At 71.9% G+C, this 17647-nt stretch carries 16 protein-coding genes and 5 pseudogenes; 10 read left to right on the forward strand and 11 right to left on the reverse strand.

Annotated elements, in window-relative coordinates:
- Position 1 precedes the first annotated feature (1 nt).
- Positions 2-295, reverse strand: a complete 294-nt coding sequence (locus ABWK59_RS35195) for an STAS domain-containing protein (RefSeq protein ID WP_354644734.1) — start codon at positions 293-295, stop codon at positions 2-4.
- A gap of 125 nt (positions 296-420) precedes the next feature.
- Positions 421-855: an Hsp20/alpha crystallin family protein gene (locus tag ABWK59_RS35200; RefSeq protein ID WP_354644735.1), complete on the reverse strand. Its 435-nt coding sequence runs from the start codon at positions 853-855 to the stop codon at positions 421-423.
- Between the two features lie 109 nt (positions 856-964).
- Between ABWK59_RS35200 and ABWK59_RS35205 the strand changes: the two genes are divergently transcribed.
- Positions 965-1651: a hypothetical protein gene (locus tag ABWK59_RS35205; RefSeq protein WP_354644737.1), complete on the forward strand. Its 687-nt coding sequence runs from the start codon at positions 965-967 to the stop codon at positions 1649-1651.
- Between the two features lie 74 nt (positions 1652-1725).
- Here the strand turns inward: ABWK59_RS35205 and ABWK59_RS35210 are convergent, their stop codons facing one another.
- Both ABWK59_RS35210 and uppS read right to left on the reverse strand, forming a co-directional pair.
- Positions 1726-2802 carry a polyprenyl synthetase family protein gene (locus ABWK59_RS35210; RefSeq protein WP_354644738.1) on the reverse strand — a complete coding sequence of 359 codons (1077 nt, stop codon included), beginning with the start codon at positions 2800-2802 and terminating at the stop codon, positions 1726-1728.
- An 871-nt stretch (positions 2803-3673) separates the two neighbouring features.
- On the reverse strand, positions 3674-4519 hold the full coding sequence (gene uppS / locus ABWK59_RS35215) for a polyprenyl diphosphate synthase (RefSeq protein ID WP_354644739.1): 846 nt from the start codon (positions 4517-4519) through the stop codon (positions 3674-3676).
- Positions 4520-5615: 1096 nt separating this feature from the next.
- On the opposite strand from uppS, the gene ABWK59_RS35220 reads away from it, so the two are divergent.
- Entirely contained in the window at positions 5616-6236 is a 621-nt protein-coding gene (locus tag ABWK59_RS35220; RefSeq protein WP_354644740.1) for a plasmid pRiA4b ORF-3 family protein, read from the forward strand.
- 635 nt (positions 6237-6871) lie between these two features.
- A complete protein-coding gene (locus ABWK59_RS35225; protein ID WP_354644741.1) occupies positions 6872-7243 on the forward strand; it encodes an avidin/streptavidin family protein in 372 nt (123 codons plus the stop codon).
- A gap of 127 nt (positions 7244-7370) precedes the next feature.
- Here the strand turns inward: ABWK59_RS35225 and ABWK59_RS35230 are convergent, their stop codons facing one another.
- The gene (locus ABWK59_RS35230) at positions 7371-7910 is read right to left on the reverse strand and encodes a hypothetical protein (RefSeq protein ID WP_354644742.1); all 540 of its coding nucleotides are present in this window, start codon (positions 7908-7910) and stop codon (positions 7371-7373) included.
- 83 nt (positions 7911-7993) lie between these two features.
- Positions 7994-8935, reverse strand: a complete 942-nt coding sequence (locus tag ABWK59_RS35235; protein ID WP_354644743.1) for an XRE family transcriptional regulator — start codon at positions 8933-8935, stop codon at positions 7994-7996.
- 4 nt (positions 8936-8939) lie between these two features.
- On the opposite strand from ABWK59_RS35235, the gene ABWK59_RS35240 reads away from it, so the two are divergent.
- A complete protein-coding gene (locus ABWK59_RS35240; RefSeq protein WP_354644744.1) occupies positions 8940-9218 on the forward strand; it encodes a hypothetical protein in 279 nt (92 codons plus the stop codon).
- Between the two features lie 100 nt (positions 9219-9318).
- A pseudogene (locus ABWK59_RS36675) lies at positions 9319-9611 on the forward strand (hypothetical protein); the annotation flags it as partial.
- 47 nt (positions 9612-9658) lie between these two features.
- Here ABWK59_RS36675 and ABWK59_RS35245 read toward each other — a convergent pair.
- From ABWK59_RS35245 to ABWK59_RS36680, 4 genes are all read right to left on the reverse strand, one after another.
- Entirely contained in the window at positions 9659-11062 is a 1404-nt protein-coding gene (locus ABWK59_RS35245; protein WP_354644745.1) for an FAD-binding oxidoreductase, read from the reverse strand.
- Positions 11063-11378: 316 nt separating this feature from the next.
- Positions 11379-12671 (reverse strand): MFS transporter, encoded by a 1293-nt coding sequence (locus ABWK59_RS35250; RefSeq protein WP_354644746.1) that lies wholly within the window; start codon positions 12669-12671, stop codon positions 11379-11381.
- Positions 12668-13249 (reverse strand): rhodanese-like domain-containing protein, encoded by a 582-nt coding sequence (locus ABWK59_RS35255; protein ID WP_354644747.1) that lies wholly within the window; start codon positions 13247-13249, stop codon positions 12668-12670. The genes ABWK59_RS35250 and ABWK59_RS35255 overlap by 4 nt, the downstream gene beginning before the upstream one ends.
- Positions 13250-13287: 38 nt before the next feature.
- A complete protein-coding gene (locus tag ABWK59_RS36680; RefSeq protein WP_420492964.1) occupies positions 13288-13461 on the reverse strand; it encodes a DUF1326 domain-containing protein in 174 nt (57 codons plus the stop codon).
- Positions 13462-13843: 382 nt separating this feature from the next.
- Here ABWK59_RS36680 and ABWK59_RS35265 point away from each other — a divergent pair.
- Together ABWK59_RS35265 and ABWK59_RS35270 are read left to right on the forward strand one after the other, a co-directional pair.
- Positions 13844-14218: pseudogene (locus tag ABWK59_RS35265) on the forward strand (DUF2182 domain-containing protein); the annotation flags it as partial.
- A gap of 267 nt (positions 14219-14485) precedes the next feature.
- Entirely contained in the window at positions 14486-15121 is a 636-nt protein-coding gene (locus tag ABWK59_RS35270) for a DUF3105 domain-containing protein (RefSeq protein WP_354644748.1), read from the forward strand.
- 358 nt (positions 15122-15479) lie between these two features.
- Here the strand turns inward: ABWK59_RS35270 and ABWK59_RS35275 are convergent.
- Positions 15480-15623, reverse strand: a pseudogene (locus ABWK59_RS35275) (DUF4396 domain-containing protein); the annotation flags it as partial.
- Between the two features lie 91 nt (positions 15624-15714).
- Here ABWK59_RS35275 and ABWK59_RS36685 point away from each other — a divergent pair.
- From ABWK59_RS36685 to ABWK59_RS35290, 3 genes and pseudogenes are all read left to right on the forward strand, one after another.
- Positions 15715-16191 (forward strand): annotated as a pseudogene (locus ABWK59_RS36685) (transposase); the annotation flags it as partial.
- 54 nt (positions 16192-16245) lie between these two features.
- Positions 16246-16584 (forward strand): annotated as a pseudogene (locus tag ABWK59_RS35285) (PHP domain-containing protein); the annotation flags it as partial.
- Positions 16585-16899: 315 nt separating this feature from the next.
- Entirely contained in the window at positions 16900-17601 is a 702-nt protein-coding gene (locus ABWK59_RS35290; RefSeq protein WP_354644749.1) for a hypothetical protein, read from the forward strand.
- Positions 17602-17647: the final 46 nt, after the last annotated feature.

Raw genomic sequence — 17647 nt, forward strand, 5'->3', positions numbered from 1 at the left:
GTCAGGGTTCGACGGCCAAGCGCCGGTGCAGACCTGTGAGCTTCAGCAGCCGTACGACGCAGCGGCCGGCCCCGCGCAGGACCAGGCGCCTGCCGCTGCGGTCGGCCTGGTTGCGGGCCCGGACGAGGGCGCCCAGGCCCGCGCAGTCCATGAACGTCACCTCCGACAGATCGAGCACCACCTCCCGGTGCGACTCGAGCGCGGTGGCCAGAGCACGGCGCAGGGCGGGGGCGGTGTCGAGGTCGATCTCGCCGTTCGCCCGCACGATGACGGGTTGGTTGCTCTGGCCGTTCATGGCGTTTCCGCGTCGCTGCGGGTAGGCCGGTCCGGACGAGGGCGGCCGGCGGTCGGGGGTGTTCCGGCCGCCCCTTCGATCGAGGGGGAGAGATCAGGGGCGGCGCGGAACAGCATCGGGGCCGGTCAGGCCCGGATCTGCTTGCGGTCGCCGCTGTGGCTGATCGCGACCTTGCGGGGCTTGGCCTTCTCGGCGACCGGGATCTTCAGGGTCAGCACGCCGGCGTCGTAGTCGGCGGTGATCCCGGCGGGGTCGAGGGTGTCGGAGAGCATGACCTGGCGGGAGAACACGCCGAGTGGGCGCTCGGACAGCTCCCACTTCACGCCCTCGCCTTCCTGGCGCGGGCGGCGCTCGGCCTTGACGGTCACCATGTTCCGCTCGACGTCGATGTCGATCGCCTCCGGGTCCACCCCCGGCAGGTCGAAGCAGATCACGTACTCGTCGCCGGCCCGGTAGGCGTCCAGCGGCATCGGTGCCGGACGCGACCAGGTCCCCGTGTTGCCCAGGAACTGCTGGGTCAGACGGTCCAGCTCGCGGAACGGGTCAGTGCGCAGCAGCATCGCGAAACACCTCCACTGATCGAATGGGTGCCAGTGCGCTTCACCTGACACCTTTGTAGCGCGTCATCCATCCGATGACAAGTCGATGCGTCGCCTATAGAGTGACGGCATGAGTGAGAAGCCCCGCAGACCCGCTGACGGTCCCCGGTCGGTGGAGCCCGCCTCGTTCCTGGCGGCCGCGGCGGCGCTGGCCGCCATAGACGACGCCGTCCGCACCGCCCAGAACTCCGCGTCCCAGCCCTCGACCGCCCCTGACGAGCACGAAGGCCCCGAGCAGGCCTTGGCCGCCCTGGTGCTGCTGCGCGAGCTGCGCGGCCAGCTCGCCGGCTGGGAAGCCGGTCTGGTGGAGACCGCCCGGGAGGCCGGCGCCACCTGGGCCGACCTCGCCCGCCCCATGGGCGTCGCCAGCCGCCAGGCCGCCGAGAACCGCTACCTGCGCCTCAAGCCCGCCGCCGGCGGCACGACGCGGGGCGGTACCGGCGCGGAACGCGTCAAGGCCGTCCGCGACCGCCGGGCCGCCGACCGCACGGTCACCGCCTGGGCCCGCGACAACGCCGCCGAGCTGCGGGTCCTCGCCGCCCGGATCACGACGACCGCACTCGCCCCCGGCGCCCGCCCCGCCCAGGCCGCCCTGACCGCCGCCCTCGGCGCCACCGACCCCGCCGACCTCATAGAGCCCCTCGCCGCCATCCGCCCCCATCTCGGCACCGGCCAGGGCGACCTCGCCACCCGCCTCGACGCCCTCACCCACCACACCGCCCAGCTCCGCGATGACAGCGCCCGACGCCGCGCCTGACCCTGTCGCCCCCGCCGAAAGGCGCTGGCGGGACCTCCCGTCGGGGGGTGTGGCGCACCTGCTGGAGGGGGCACTCAGTGGCGGCGGTCGGCGACGAACTCGGCGAGCGCGACGAGGTCCGAGGCGGCACCGGGGTGCGTGGTCACGGTGCCGAGCGCCGCCACGGCGCGGTCGAGGTCGCGCCGGGCCTGAGCGGCGGTCTGGGTGTCACCGTCGGCCTTCCGGATCAGGGCGGCGGTCCGGTGCAGGGTCCACTCGGCATCCGCGGTGTCCAGGGGGCGGTCCAACAGCTCGGCGATCTCCTGTCCGAGCGCGCCGGCGGACAGTGCGTGGATCAGCGGGAGGGTCTTCTTGCGCCGCCGCAGGTCATTGAAGACGGGCTTGCCCGTCACGGCGGGGTCACCCCAGATCCCCAGCAGGTCGTCCACGGCCTGGAAGGCGGTGCCGAGGTCGCGGCCCATCCGGGTCATGGCGGCCACCGTCGGCGCGGGAGCGCCGGCCAGCAGGGCGCCGAGCCCCGCCGCGCAGCCCAGCAGGGCCCCGGTCTTGCCCGCCGCCATGCCGGTGTACTCGTGGACCGTGACTGCTCGGGGTCCGGTCCACGGCCGGAGTTCGAAGGCGGCGTCGGCCGCCTGTCCGTTGACCAGCTCGACAAGGGTGTCCGCCAGCAGCGCGGTCGCGGCGGTGACGGCGTTCGGGGGCAGGTGGCCGACGTTCTCGGTCAGGGCCGCCAGCGCGAGGGCCAACAGGGCGTCTCCGGCCAGCAGCGCTCGCCCCACCCCGAACGCCTTCCACGCGGTTTCCCGGTGTCTTCGCTGCTCGTCGCCGTCCATGATGTCGTCGTGCAACAGAGAGAACACGTGCACGAGTTCGACGGCCACGGCACCGGGCACGGCCGCCTCGGGCCGACCTCCCACGGCCTCGGCCGTCAGCAGGGCGAGGGCGGGTCGCAGGCCCTTCCCGCCGCCGGCCGCGCGCGCTGTCCCGTCGAGGTCGCACCAGCCGAACGCGTACGCTGCCACGTCGCGAACGTCGCGGTGGAGCCCGTGGACGGTCCTGCGCAGGGCCGGGTCGACCAGTTCCCGGCAGCGTTCCATGGACTCGAGTGCGGTGGGCCGGGTCAGGGCCGTCCGGTGCAGGTGCTCGGTCATGCCGCGCCTCCCGCCCGCCGCCGGCCGGGCTCCGCCGGGTGCTGCGGTGCCGGTCGGGGTATCGGTCGGGGTGTCGGCACCATCGGATACGGGCCCGTGCCGTGGGAGGAGTTCCCCTGTGCGCCGCGCGTTCCCCGGTAGCCCTCGGAGTTCATCCGGACCGCGATCCCGATGTCGTTCCGGCCGGCAAGACTTCGAACGGCGGCCTGGCGGATCGCCGGTACTTCCGACACACGCAGCTGCTCTCCTGTGTGGTCCTCGAATCCGTGGTGTCCTGGCGGCATACCGTCCCACCTTCCTGTTGTCGATACGTCATGAGGCCGCCGGTGGGGGCACCTTCACGTGATGTCGTTACGGCCGATCCAGGCGTGCGAGCGAACGCTCGACGTTGACGGCCGCCTGCAGTTCAAGTCGCCGCTGCGGGCTCCGGTCCGGAAGCGGCGGGGCCCGGTTTGCCGCGGCCCCAACAGCCCCCGTCGGGTGGAGCGCCCGAGATCAGTGACGTGCCTTCCAGACTGGCCGAGGGTCGAGGCTCCGCCGGTGCTCGGCTCGTCCGCGCCCTCTCCGGCTTCCTGCGCGGCGGCGGCCATGCTGCCGAGAAGGGCGTGAGCGCCGCTCGCGGCCATGAGCCCCGTGCTACGAGCGCGGGGCGCAGCGGGCCTGCGGGGCGGGCTCGGTGATGGGCTGCTCGCTACGAGAACTCATGCTTATTTCCTGTCTGTTGACGCTCCGCCGGATCTGCTCACGGCGATCCGCATCGAGCCGGAAGTACCGGCGGAGCCTCGATGCGCTGGTGACAGGCCGACCCGCACTCCTCACCCTGCGGGCCGAACAGGTCCGGCGAGTCGGCAGGACGCCGGGCGCGGACCGTTCAGACCCCGCGGGTACGTGAACGCAGCCGGTAGGACTCGAGCGCGGCATCGAAGTCATCGCGCGTCAGATCCGGCCACAGAGCGGAGCAGAAGTACAGCTCGCTCTGGAAGCCCTGCCAGGGCATGAAACCGGACAGGCGTTGCGCACCCGAGGTCCGGATCACCAGATCCGGATCCGGCTGCCCGCTCGTGTACAGGTGCCGCGCTATGGCCTGCTCGTCCAGAGCCCCGGCGATCTCCTCGGCCCCGAGACCGCGTGCCGCCAGCTCGGCCACGGATCGGCGGACAGCGTCCACGAGTTCCTGCCGCCCGCCGTACCCCACGGCCACGTTGACGCGCATCCCCGCGGACTGCGCCGACCGTTCCTTCACCGCTCGCATGGCGCGCGCGGTCCGTGGGGGAAGCAGGTCGAACGCGCCGATCGGATTGACGGCCCAGCGGTCGGTGTCCGCGAGATAGTTCATCCCGTCCTCGATGACCGCCAGCAGCGGGTCCAGCTGCGCGGCCGGCCGGTCCAGGTTCGCCACCGACAGCGCCCAGAATGTCACGGTCCGGATGCCGTAGTCCTCACACCAGTCGAGAACCTCGAGGATCTTGTTGCCGCCGGCCCGGTGGCCTTCCCTGGTGCTCAGGCCGCGCGCCTTCGCCCAGGTCCGATTGCCGTCCACGATGAAGGCCAGGTGCCGCAGCTCGGCCACCTGAGCGGGCGCCTCCGGCTCGCGACGCCGCCGCGACTCCTCGGGCGTGGTGATGGGAGGAAGGCCGGGCGGCACGGGCGTTCCGTCCGCCTCCGGTCCCCTCCGGTCGACGGTGATCGGGTTGCGCAGGAAGCGGCTGACCTCCATGGAGGTCCCCTCCGTGCCGCGTGTCCCCAGGGAGCCTTCGGATTTCATGCAGACCGCGATCCCATCCTTGTTCTGGCAGGTGGACCGCCGGTGCTGCCTGACGGATCGCCGACGTCCAGGACTCGCACAGTTGCTCTCTCCTGTGTGCTCCTCGAACCCGTGATGCCGTGGCGACAGACCGTCCCACCTGCTTGTCGTCACTCTGTCCTGAGCCGGGCGGCGGCGGCTTCACGCGAGGTCGGCGCCACCCGGTCCCAGCCGGGCACCGCACCCTCGCCGCCGGAGCACAGCCGGCAGCCCGGACCCTCCCGAAGGAACGTCGGGGGGCTTGACCCTCCCACCGGGCTGCACCGTCTCCGAGCAGTCCGCCCGCAGTCCTCGCGCCCGGCCCCACCGGGCTCGCCGGTGTTTCCGTTGCCCTCAGCCGCCGCGCTACGTTCCCGCGAATCCAGCGTCAGTACGACCGCTCGCCGGGGGCAACACCGGCCGGCACCGACCGCAGACGCACGGAACGTCCGTACTGGCGCCCTGCTCGGGACGCGTACCGGGGAGCTGCTCATCGGCAGAAGTCACGCTGGTGTCCTTTCATCAGATTGCCCGGGTTCCCTCGAACGCGGTTCCCGCACGGGATATTCGGACCTCTCAACCTCAGCAGAACGGCGATCGACGAAGCAACCGAAGCATTTCGCCCGCGCGCGATATTTCGGCCCGACGTCTTTCGCGACGCACACCGAGGCAAGGGAGCGGGCATCCGAGTCAACGGCGGCTTCCTGCCGATCCGGGTTCTCCGAGGCTCCGTCCCCACCTGCTGACCCCACCCGTGCAACCCGAGGCGGCGGCGATGGCGGCATGCGGGACGCCGTCGGCAGCCGCCGGTACAACCCGGGCCCGTGGGATGTGCCGGACCGGAGCGGTGCGCGAGTGCGCCGACTGCTCCGGTGGGGCCCGCTGGTCCTCTTCCCGGACCCCCGTGAACGGACTGTGCACCGACATGTTTCACCCCTGGACTCGACACGCGCCGGTCATCGTCACGCGGGCGGGTGGACCGGCGGCCAAGGCCCGCGCGGAGGCCGGTGCCGCTGGCAGGATGACGGCCATGTCGAACACCAGGCGCGTGAAGCCGCCCACCCCCTCCCGGACGGCCCCGGAAACGTCCGTCCACACGATCAAGGTCGCCCTGTCCGGCTCCCGGCCCCCGATCTGGCGTCGCCTGCAGGTGCCGTCGAGCACGGACCTGCGGCGGCTGCACGACCTGATCCAGGCCGCGTTCGGGTGGGAGGACTACCACATGTGGGTCTTCGAGACCGGTGGGCAACGGTACGGCGTCACCGATCGGGAACTGGGGATCCGCAGTGCGACGGCGATGCGCCTCGACCAGATCGCACCCGGCGTCGGCGCGCGGTTCGGCTACACCTACGACTTCGGCGACAACTGGGAGCACGACATCCTCGTCGAGGCCGTCGGCGACGCCGAACCCGGCGTCTCCTACCCGCGCTGCCACACCGGCCGGCGGGCCGGCCCGCCCGAGGACTGCGGCGGGATCTGGGGATACGAGTACCTCGTCGAGGTTCTCGCCGACCCCGGCCACGAAGAACACCGGGAACGCCTCGAATGGCTCGGCCTCGACTCGGCCGACCGGTTCGACCCCGCCGCATTCGACCCGGCCGAGATCAACACCGCCCTGGCCGGCTACACGACCGTCCTCGCCCGCGACTGAAACCGGACCGCGCCCCCCAGTCGATCGCCCCCCAGCCCCGCCGGGGGCGATCAAAACCCGCGCAGGGGCAGGGCGTCGCCCGCACCAGCGCCATGTGCCGCGGTGTCACGGGCTGTGGCTGTTGCTGCGCACCCGGCTCGGCGCCGGTACCCGGTGGCCGCCGTTCCCTGTCCCCTCGAGGCCACCGCGCTGGCGCCGCTCAGCCGGGGTGTCCGGCCGTCGGGCTTGCTACCGCGCGCCGCGCCTTGGGCAGCGGAGAGGCCGCGCAGCGCGGCCCGGCTGCGGCCAACAGCCCTGGTGGCGACCCGGCCGCGACCGGTGGGTAAGCCGAGCGTGCCGCCATGAGTTCGTCGGGTGCCGGGCATGTCGTCGCGCTGGCGAGAGGGCGCGTCTTCGTCCCGGTCCCCGTGATGGCCCGGTCCGGCTGTCCACCCTTTGGTGGCCGGGCCGCGCTGTGTCGTGGGCTGACCGTCGCGCCTGTGTGAGGAAGCGGACCGGGTGCGGGGAAACCCCGAGAGCCGCTGGGCGGGCCGTTTTCGGCACGGGCGCAGTAGTCGGGCGGGCCCGGGCAGGTGTGTGGGGTGAGGATGCGGGTGCGCGGGTGTGCCGCGGCCGGTGGCGTCGGAGTGAGGCGGATGATGGTGGTGTTCGGTGGGGAGTGGTTCAACGAGTTGGGGTCCTGTCTGGAGCTGGCGACGGATGGGTCGGGTGTCTTGTCGGGGAGCTTCGCGCCGGGGGTGGGTCCGGCTGGGCGGCGGGCGCTGGTGGGCCGCTATGACACCTGCTCCACGGGTGCGGGTGCGGTGCTGGGTTGGACGGTCGCCTGGTCGAGTGGACGCGGGGAGAGTGCTTCGGTGACCAGTTGGAGTGGACAGTATCTGCCGGAGGAGGAGCGGATCGTCGCGCACTGGCTGTTCACCACCGCGACCGGCGTCGAGGATGCGTGGAGGGCGACTGCGATCGGTCAGGACGTGTTCTGGCGCAGGCCGTCCGACACCGCGCCCTGATACCTGTTCGGAACATCGGCGACTCGCCGGCCCGGCTGCCGCCCGGCCGGCCGGCATCGGCGGTATTTCACCGGTCCGGTCGCGCCGGGCGCGGGTGTGGGGGCGGGGGCTGTGTAGCGCTTGTCGGTCAGTGTGGGGGTTGGTGTCCTCGCCGTCGGTTGTCCTCGGTACTGCGGGAGGTGTCGGCGGCGGGGTCGGTGTCGCGTCGGCCGCCCGGGCTGCTGTCGCCGGTGTCGGACGGGGCGGCGGTGGCGTTCTGCCAGCCGCCGCTCGACCCGTCGTCGGTCAGGCCGAGGAGCCGCACGAGGTCGCTGTCGGTGATGTCGCTCCAGCCGTTCACGGTGGAGGTGGTGAAAGGGCCGAGCGGGCGGCCGCTGCCGGGCCCTCCCGCACGCCGCCAGCCGAATGCCACCGGCCCCCTGTCGTCCGGCGCCGCGAATCCGCCCGGCGGCCGCCCGACGTGTGCGACCAGGAAGATCTCCCAGTCGCCCGTCGGATCACCGGCCCGGCGGCGGTAGAGCCGCCCGGGCTCGAAGAACCCCTGTTCCATGGCCACTCCCGAGCGTTCAATCGGATCAAGACGCTGGAAGCGTTCCAGACCGTGGCGGTGTCGCGGCTCGCCGCCCAGCACGACGAGATCAACCGGCTCCGCCGGACGCTCGCCCACCCGGAGAACGTCATCACTCTGCCGGTCAGGGCCCGCGTGGATCCCGACCGACCCGGCCGGTGGGCGCCACCCGTGGCCGGTGGCTACGACGCGAGCGGGGCGGCCTTGAGGCGGTCCATGACGTCGGTGACGCCGTCGACCTGCCGGTAGGGCTTGAATGCCGGGGCGAGCTCGCGAATCAGGGTGACGCACCGCTCGGCGCCGATCCGCGTGGCGAGGTCGAGGGACTGGTTCGCGACGGCGAGGGCCTGCTCGACCTCGCGTGCCCGCAGCAGGCTGCGGGCCTCATAGGTCAGGAAGATCCCGCGGGTCTTGTCGCGGGAGCGCGGCAGCAGGCTCATGCCCTCGTCGATGCGCGCGTGGGCCTCGTCGGTGCGGCCGAGGTCGGGCATGCACTGACCGGAGTCGACGGCCAGGTCCGCCGTGCTCATCCACCGGCACCAGGCCGGGGCCGCGTCGGGGCTGTCGGTCATCAGGGCGGCCTCGGCGGCGGCCAGGTCGCGGTGGCAGTCGGCGGCGGCGCCGAGGGCGGCGTGGGCGCGGGCCCGGCGGAGGTGGAGAAGGGAGCGGGCGGTGCGGTGCCGGGTGCGGACGAGGGCCTGGCTGAGCGGTTCGACGGCGGCACCGGGCTGGGTGAGCCGGATCGACCGGTAGGCGAAGTCGGAGAGGACGCCGGCGCCGAGGTCGCGGTCGCGGGCGGCGTGCGCGTTGGTGAGGGCCCCGTTCCAGAGCCTGCCCGCCGCGAAGTGTTGGCCCTGGTCGAAGCGGTGCCAACCGCAGGTGCTGGCCAGGGAGGCGGCCAGCAGGTGGAGCCGCCGGCCAACGGGTTCGGTGTAGTGGCCGTGTTCCAGCAGGTCGGTCACGGTGTCCAGCTGGGCGTCCATCAGCTTGGCGGTGTGCTGGCGTTGTTCGGTGGGCAGGGCGGCGAGCCTGGTGCTGGCGTCCTCCAGCCAGTCGACCAGCTCGGAGTCGACCTGCTTGCCGCCCAGGGCGGTGGCGAGCCGGTCGGGTTCGAGGGAGCACAAGATCTTGAACCCGGAGACAGCGTTTCCTCGCGGCCAGGCCCTCATCGACGGAGTCGGAGCACCCGATGGCACCCGGGTGCTGCAGTTCTACCCGCACGTCGAAGGGTCCGCCGTGACGTGTCTCTGGGAGACAAAGTCCGTTGAAGACGTCCAGGGTTTCGTCGACACAACTCTCGGCGACTCCAGCGTCAACGTCTGCTACGAGGTCGACTCGGAGAAGGCATTCGCCGACCGTCCGCTCGGCATGAGGTCGTCGTCAGCTCCTGCCGCCGGAGATGAATGAGACAAGGAGTTACTGACGTCGGCTGCGTCAGGGCTAACCTTTGCGAAGGTCCTGATGGGTCTGCAGCGGTGAGAGTGCGCCGTGATGCGGCTGAGGGCGGCTGACCACTGCGGGACGTGCGCCCCCGGGAGCGGTTCGGATACAGGCCGCCGAGCTGTTCGAGCAGGAGGTCGAGCCTCCGGGGTCGCGCGGCGGCTGCGGGTGAGCCGGAAGTCCGCCTACCAGTGGCACCAGCACAGCGTCTTCGGGACCACGAGGCCGATGCCGGCTCGTTTCAGCCCGCAGGTTCCCGCGCGTCGGGTCGCCGAGGGCGACGAGCAGGCCGTGACCGCCTGGAACGAGACGACCTGGGCGGAGGTAACGAGCACGTCGAACGCAGCCTGGCCAACCTCGCAGCCGTGGGTCGCGCGCTGGCTGGTCGCGCTGCCGGTGCCGCTGCTTCAGGCAAGGGCGGGGATGATGTTGGCGTTGCGGTGGAAGACGTTCTCCGGGTCGTACTTCGCCTTGATCCGGGCCAGCCGCTGGTACTTCTCCGGCCCGTACGCCGCCCGGACGCGGTCCTGCTCGACCTCGGCCATGAAGTTGACGTAGCCGGCGGGGCGCACGGCGTGCGGCAGCAGCTCGGTCCACAACGCCCGGGCCCAGGCGGTGTCGGCCACCAGCTCCTCCGGGTCGAAGCTCAGCGCGGTGAGGCTCAGCATGTACCCGGCTTCGCGCGAGCCGCCGTACGCCGTGGCGTCCTCCGCCACCTCGGTGAAGGCGCCGTCCAGCCGGAAGGTCGGGCAGAACGTCAGCGGCGAGGTCTTGCGCCGCAGGTAGTCGTTGAGCAGTCCGATCACCTCGTCGTCCAGCTCCGCCAGGGGCAGGCCCTTCTCGTAGTCGAGGATCCCGTACGGCGAGGCGTCGTCGAGCATGCTCTGCAGGCCCGTGTACGGCATCGGCGTACGCATCTCGAAGAGCCTCGGCGGTCCGTCGTCCAGCATCGCGGCTGCCCGGGCGTGCTCCTCCGCACTGCCGAAGCCGGCGAGGATCAGCGCGTGGCCGAGCTTGCCCTGGTGCTCGGCCGGCACGAACGGCTCGGGCGGCGCGTTCAGCCCGATGCCGACCAGCGCGTTGTGCCGCGCCGGCAGCTCCCGCACCACACCGCGGACCAGCTCCAGCGCCTCCCGGCCGACGGACATGTCCCAGAAGAAGAGTCCCACGTGCACCTCGGGGCCGACCGGGTGCAGGCCGAACTCGAAGGTCGTCACCACCCCGAAGTTCCCGCCGCCGCCACGCAGCGCCCAGAACAGGTCGGGGTTCTCCTCCGCCGAGGCGTGCACCAGCGTGCCGTTGGCCAGCACCACCTCCGCACCCAGCAGGTTGTCGACCGTCAGCCCGTACTCGGAGGTGAGCCAGCCCATGCCGCCACCCAGGGTGAGGCCGCCGATACCGGTGTGGCTGATCGTGCCCGCCGGCACGGCGAGGCCGTGCGACTGGGTCGCGGCGTCCAGCTGGGCGAGGGTCGCGCCACCCCCGCAGCGGGCGGTACGGGCCTCCGCGTCGACATCGACGCTGTTCATCGGCGTCAGGTCGACGACCAGGCCGTCGGGGCACACGGCGGTGCCCGCCGGGTTGTGGCCCCCGCAGCGGACGGACACTTCCAGGTGCTCGTCACGGGCGAAACCCAGCGCGACGGCCACGTCCTCGGGGCCCGCGCAACGCACGATCAGCGCGGGACGGTGGTCGATCGCCCCGTTGGCAACGGAGCGGGCGGTGTCGTACTCGGCGTGCTCCGGCCCCAGGACCTCACCCCTGATCCGGTCACTGAGCGAGTTGACGGCCTGATCGGCGGGTTGCGTCATGTCGGCCTCCGAGGGTTTCGGAATACGCCGCCCATCACTGTCACGCTAGCCCACCGCCACTGGAGGGACAAGAAGGACAAATCCCGTCTTGACATGTATGCGACTTATGGCGGTCACTCGCCACCGACGCGCCGTCACGCCGGCACACGCGGCGGGCCCCGCCCGGTGCGTGCCGGATGGCTGCCGTCTCCAGCTCTGCGTCTGTCTCCGCGCTGCCCGACAGAACGTTAAATGGTCGGACGCGTCCAGCGACCGCATGACGGGCTCCAATTGGATGCCGGCGCGCGGAACTACTGCAGACCGGTCAGCCGGCCCGCTACGGGGTGCTCGGCGGCGCGTGGGTCTCGTACAGACGAACCGCGACCATGACGCCCGCTGCGGCGGTGAGGGCGGCGACGGCCCAGATGGCGGTGGTCAGGCCCCAGGCGTCGGCGAGGGCTCCAGCGAGGAGGGCGCCGACGGCGAAGCCGCCGTCGCGCCAGAGCCGGTAGACGCCCACCGCGCGGGCCCGCCAGGCGGGGTGGGCGACGTCGCCGATGACGGCGAGCAGGGTCGGGTAGACCAGCGCGGTGCCGGCGCCGAGCAGGACCTGCGCGGTCGCCCAGACCGGGAAGGTGGTGCCGGCGGCGACCAGGCCGATGGCGGCGGCCTGCAGCAGCATGCCGGCGGTGATCAGGTGCTTGCGGCCGATCCGGTCGGACCACCAGCCGGTCAGGATCTGACCGACGCCCCAGACGGCGGGGTAGAGGGCGGCGAGGAGGCCGATCCGGGCGATGGACAGGCCGTGGGCGGCGTACAGGAGGGGGAAGATGCCCCAGGCGAGGGCGTCGTTGAGGTTGTTGACCATCCCGGCCCAGCTGGCGGAGGAAAGGGCCTTGTCGGTGAGGCTGGTGGTGCGGGCGATCTGGCCGGTGGTCAGTTCGCCGTGGTGGTCGGGATCGGCCGGGGCACGGTGGAGGGCGGCTTCGGCGCGGGCGTGGTCGCGGGTCTCGCGGACGGCGAAGGCGGACAGGCCCAGGCCGAGGGCGGCGTAGGCGATGCCGAGGAGGAACGGCTCGGGCCGCAGCCCCCAGTGGGCGGCGATGGCGCCGGTGCCCATGGCAGTGGCGGCGAGTGCCCCGTAGCCGGCGGCCTCGTTGAAGCCCATGGCGAGCCCGCGGCGGGCGGGGCCGACGAGGTCGATCTTCATGATGACGGTGGTCGACCAGGTCAGGCCCTGGTTGACGCCGAGCAGCACGTTGGCGAAGACGACCCAGCCCCAGGTGGGGGCCCAGATCAGCAGCAGCGGCACCGGCAGCGCGATGATCCAGCCGGCGACCAGGACGGGCTTGCGGCCGTAGCGGTCGGACAGGGTGCCGGCGAAGAAGTTCGTGACGGCCTTGGTCGCGCCGAACGCCACGATGTAGGTGAGTGCGGCGGTGTACGCGGAGAGGTGGAAGGTCTGGTCTGCGAGCAGCGGCAGGACGGTGCGTTCCTGGCCGAGCATGCCGCCGACCAGGGCGTTGACCGCGACGAGGAGGGAGAACTGGGCGAGGTTGGCGCGCAGTCCGAGCCGGATCCCGCCGGTGGGGGCCGGGCTCGCGGCCGCGTTGGGTGCGGGGGTGGTCACTGGCTGTCCTCCAGGGGGCGGCCGGTCGCGTTCGTCCAGTCCTGGGCGCCGCCGACCAGCACGGCGAGGTCGCGGGTGCCGTGGCGGGCGAGGAGGCTGGCGGCGGTCATCGCGCGTTCGCCGTGCCCGCACATCACCACGGCACCGTCCTCCAAGGTACGGCCGGCGGTGGCGAGGTCGCCGAGCTCGGTGTGGGTGGCGCCGGGGATGTGCCCGGCGGCGAATTCGGAGTCTTGGCGGACGTCCAGCACCGGCCGGGTGCCGATCTTCTCGGCCGCTATCAGGTCGATCGTCTCGACCGGGCCGCCCTCGACGCGCGAGGCGTTGATGCCGCCCGCCAGGTGTCCGGCGAGCCGGTCGTAGCCGATCTTCGCGGCCTGCCAGTCGAGTTCGGACGGATCCTGGCCGGGGCCGAGGACGAAGACGAGCGGGGCGTCGTCGGGCAGCAGCCAGCCGAGCCAGGTCGCGAAAGCCGGCCGCAGCGGGTTGGAGAGGGCACCCGGGATGTGTCCGGCGGCGAACTCGGCGACCAGCTGGGCGTCGACCAGATGCGCGCCGTCGGCCAGCAGGCTGCGCACGGCAGTGGGGGTGAGCTGTTGCAGGCCGGGCGCCGTGCTCAGCAGGGCGGGGCCACGGCGGTTGATCTCGCCGAGGCGGTCGAAGTAGGCCGGGTAACCACGCCCTCGCGTATGCGCCAGGCCATGATGTCCTCGCAGTCGCCGGAGGTGGGCGGCTGGGCGAAGGTGCAGGGGATGGCGCACTTGCACGTGTCGAACCAGTCGCCGGCCAGGTGCCAGGCGGGGCTGGTGTTGTTTCGGTCATCGCGCCGACCTCCTCACCCCCGCTGTTGCGTGGTTTCAAGAGTGATGAGGCTGTCGCGCACGAAAGCCCGCAGGCCGCGCCGGCGGAGCGGCCTCATCCCCAGCGTGCGCCACTCCCGCAAAGCGCCGCATCCCGCTGGCCCCCGCCCGGGCAGAGCACCGGCGAGGCCGGATCTTGCTCGGCCTCGGTGATCTGCGCAGGAAAGAGTCGCTCGAATCGGTGGCGCTCGATCTCGCAGGACCGCCGCCCATGATCAGTACTGTTGCCGTGTGCCGCCGGGCGGCGCTTGTGACCGGGTTTTGCCGTCGGCGCACGTGTGCTGTTCTGGAGGGACCAGGCAGGAGAGCAGCATGCGTACCGTCACCGTGGAGAAGCAGCCGCTGCGGACCGGGGTGCTGATGCCCGCCAGGGATCTGGCGGTGGCGTGGTCGCTGATCGTGGTGATCGTGGCGCTGGCCTGGGTGTTCACGGTCGGGCAGGCCCGGGACACGGGGGTCGAGCCGGGCACGATGGGGATGGCGCTGCCGCTGTTCCTGGTGCTGTGGGTGGCGATGATGGCGGCGATGATGCTGCCGTCGGTGGCTCCGGTGGCTCCGGTGGCTCCGGTGGCTCCGGTGGCTCCGGTGGCCGTGACCTGGGCCCGTGGCATCGGCCGGCAGTCGAGCGGCGCCAAGCGGACGGTGCGCACGACGGAGTTCCTGGGCGGCTATCTGCTGGTGTGGACCGTTAGCACCACTTGTGGATCTCGCCCCAGCACCGAGCCACCGAGGCATTCCGCAACTTCTGACACCCGGCTTACCCCTGAGCGGCGCACGGCGTCGTAGTCGTGGACGCCGTGACGGGGCAGGTCGCGCTCGGACGGCACGTGGCAGATCGGCGACTCCCCACCGCACCCCGGCCTCGCAGTTACGCCAGGGCGGGTGCCCGGCGTGCCGCCGATACTGGAAATGACCGCCGTGCGCCCGCACGGCGGAGGTAAGGAGACATCAGCCGTGGCTGCTGCTCCCAAGGAGCCGTCCGGTGGGCGGCATGCCAAGATCGAAGCCCTGCGCCGCGAGGAACGGCGCCATGAGCGCCGCCGCCGGATCATCATCTGGTCGACTGCAGGCATCCTGGCCGCCGCGTTGGCAGGTGGAGGCGTCTGGGCAGCCAGCACCGCCAAGGACGACGGCGCGAAACCCGAGAGCACCGCGATCGCCGGGGTCCAGACCTTCGGGCAGCTCAGCCAGACTCACGTCCAGACTCCGGTCACCTACTCGCAGACCCCGCCCGTCGGAGGCGACCACAACCCGGTCTGGCTCAACTGCATGGGCGACGTCTACACCAAGCCCGTCCCGAACGAGAACGCCGTCCACTCCCTGGAGCACGGCGCAGTCTGGATCAGCTACAACGACAAGGCCACTCCCGCTGACGTCGACACGCTCTCAGCCAAGGTGAAGGGCGGGCACCACGTCTTCATGAGCCCCTATCCCACCCAGCCCGGGACCATCACCCTCACCGCCTGGAGCACCCAGCTGACCGTGGACAGCGCGAGCGACCCCCGCGTCAATGCCTTCCTCACCCAGTACGTCCTCGGCCCGCAAACCCCTGAACCCGGCGCGGCGTGCACCGGCGGACTCACCCCGTAGCGCTGCTCGGGGCCGGTTCGGGGCTCTCCCGCGGCGATACCTGGTCTCCACAGGCCATGAGGTCGGGCCCCCGGCGGTATGGGCCCTGCGCCGAGCCCGGACGGACACTTCGAACCAGACGACTGATCCTTCGTCGCGCGATGCGCCGTCGAGAAGATCGACTTCGAGTGGATTGGCCGCCCTGCGTGAAGCCGCAGAAGATGCCGTACGCGGGGACGTGCGCGACTGAGCCGCACGGTACGGCGCATGGGCCGGGTGCCGAGCAGGTGCACCCTGCTCGGCCGACCCATGGCGACCTGTCGCGGTGTCAGTGGTGGTAGGCGTGGACCACGGCGTGACCGCGGCCGCGGCCGATGAGTCACCGGTTGACTGGAACGGTCAGCACGAAGGCCACGGTCAGCGAGAACACCAGCGCTCCCCAGAACAACGCGCTGCTGAGATCGGCGTCCATGGCCCCGGGGACGCGCACCAGGACAGCGTTGTCCACGATCTCCATCCGCGTGGCCATGGTGCCCGTGACCGACATGGTGTTCATGGCCCGCGTGATGCTCGTGACCGGCGTGGTGTTCGTGGCCGACATGGTGCTGCTGGTGATGGTCCGGGTGCGCGGCCGGGGCTCGGGCCGAGTGTCCATGGCCGGGCTGACCTGCTACAAGCCGGGGAAGCGGTCCCGAATGTTCTACTCGGTGCGCGAGTACCGGGGCCGCAAGAACGAACCGGGGCATCGGCTGGCGCGACCTGCGGGACCTGCTGGTCAGAGCGCACATCCAGCTCGGCGGCCCGATCGTGCTCGTGTGGGACAACCTGCGCATGCACCTGGTCGAACCGATACGACAGTTCATCGCCGACCACGCGGAGTGGCTCACTGCCTTCCAACTTCCGAGCTGGTCACCAGACTTGAACCCCAGGAGGGCATCTGGTCGCTGGTCAAACGCGACATCGGCAACCTCGCCGCAGCCGACCTCGGCCAGATCACCCGCGCTGTCAAGCGCAGGCTCAAGCAGATCCAGTACCGCCCGGACCTGGTCGACGGATGCCTCGCCGGCACCGGCCTGATCCTCGACGGCTGACCGACATCACGAATTCAAGTTCCTTACGTTGTTACTGGGTTGATCAGTAGCGAACTGGTGGCAGCGGTGCGCAACCCGCACACCGACGTGCTCGGGCATTGCACCGGCCGGCTCATCACCGGCCGGGGCCGTCCGCAGTCCCGGTTCGACGCCTAGGCCGTCTTCGCCGCCTGCGCCGAGGCCGGAACCGCGGTGGAGATCAACTGCCGGCCCGAGCGGCGCGACCCGCCCGACGACCTGCTGCACCAGACGGCGGAGGCGGGCTGCCTGTTCGCCGCGGACACCGATGCCCACGCGCCGGACCAGCTGCACTGGCAGCTGTCCGGCTCTGCGCGCGCGGCACGGCTCGGTCTCGGGCCGGACCGGCTGGTGACCACCTGGCCCGTCGACCGGTGCTCAACTGGACCCCCGCTGAGGGAACCCGGCATGGACTCGCCCTCCCGTCGCTTCGGCTGCTCGCCCGGACGGTCCACGAACCACCGTGGCTCTCCAATGGCGGCACCGAGGACTGCGCCGTCGGCAGGTTCCCGGGTGTTCCGGCGAGCCCGGTGACGCGGCCCGCTGACGAACACCGCGCTCGTCGGCCGCGGGCGGACCTTCACAACTTCGATACAAGGACCGCCGGTTGCTCGCCGGCCGGCCGCCTCCCTGGAACCATCGACAGGGGCATCGGGGAGGTGCCGGGGGACGCGATCGAGGGGGTTTGCGATGAACGCGCACATCGAGGACGCCACGCCGCCCAGCAGGTTCCGCCTGGCCGCCGGACCGGGTCTCCGGGTGCTGGCCCAGGGCCTGTTCCTGCTGGCCGGTCTGGCCGTCACCGTCCTCGGCTTCGGCCGGTTCGTCGACGTCAACGACGAGATGGGCGCCTACCGCCGAGCCCCGGCGTGCGGCACGGCGGCGGCCGCGCCCGGCACGGACTGCGTGCGGCACGAGACCGGCACGGTGACGGCCGGGGACACCGACAGCGGCGGCGAGGGCACCACCTACACGCTGACCGTGGCACGCGAGACGGCCCCCACACACGGGTACACGGTCGACTCGGGCTTCTACTACGCCGCGGAGGTCGGCACGGAGGTCGACCTGACGGTCTTCCGGGGGCGGGTGGCCGAGCTCTCCCAGGGCGGGCACCACGCCCAGAACCCGGGCACGCCCTGGCTGGCCTCGGCGGAGGTGGCGTTCCTGGTCGGCCTGGGATCGGCCTTCACCGTCCAGGGCCTGGCCTGGTCACGTCCGGGTCCGCGCGGGGCTCGCAGCACCGTCGCCGCCCTCGCCGTCGTCCCTCCCGCGTTCCTCGGCTCCCTCGTCCTCATCTCGTCGCAGCTGCCCCTCGCCGTCACCCTGGCCGGCCCCGTCCTCGGCTGGCTGGTCCTGACCGCCGTCGCCACGGCAGCCACCCGGGACGCCTGACACCTCCGTTCCGGACGGCGGCGGCGACCCGGGCACCGCACAGACG

Source organism: Kitasatospora sp. HUAS MG31 (assembly GCF_040571325.1).
GTDB classification, from domain to species: Bacteria; Actinomycetota; Actinomycetes; order Streptomycetales; family Streptomycetaceae; genus Kitasatospora; species Kitasatospora camelliae.

What these genes read in the sequence shown, in the direction of transcription:
- ABWK59_RS35195 (WP_354644734.1), bottom strand. Translation starts at nt 295, where the DNA reads ATGAACGGCCAGAGCAACCAACCCGTCATCGTGCGGGCGAACGGCGAG.
- uppS (WP_354644739.1), bottom strand. Translation starts at nt 4,519, where the DNA reads ATGGAGGTCAGCCGCTTCCTGCGCAACCCGATCACCGTCGACCGGAGG.
- ABWK59_RS35220 (WP_354644740.1), top strand. Translation starts at nt 5,616, where the DNA reads ATGTCGAACACCAGGCGCGTGAAGCCGCCCACCCCCTCCCGGACGGCC.
- ABWK59_RS35225 (WP_354644741.1), top strand. Translation starts at nt 6,872, where the DNA reads ATGATGGTGGTGTTCGGTGGGGAGTGGTTCAACGAGTTGGGGTCCTGT.
- ABWK59_RS35210 (WP_354644738.1), bottom strand. Translation starts at nt 2,802, where the DNA reads ATGACCGAGCACCTGCACCGGACGGCCCTGACCCGGCCCACCGCACTC.
- ABWK59_RS35200 (WP_354644735.1), bottom strand. Translation starts at nt 855, where the DNA reads ATGCTGCTGCGCACTGACCCGTTCCGCGAGCTGGACCGTCTGACCCAG.
- ABWK59_RS35205 (WP_354644737.1), top strand. Translation starts at nt 965, where the DNA reads ATGAGTGAGAAGCCCCGCAGACCCGCTGACGGTCCCCGGTCGGTGGAG.
- ABWK59_RS35290 (WP_354644749.1), top strand. Translation starts at nt 16,900, where the DNA reads ATGAACGCGCACATCGAGGACGCCACGCCGCCCAGCAGGTTCCGCCTG.
- ABWK59_RS35245 (WP_354644745.1), bottom strand. Translation starts at nt 11,062, where the DNA reads ATGACGCAACCCGCCGATCAGGCCGTCAACTCGCTCAGTGACCGGATC.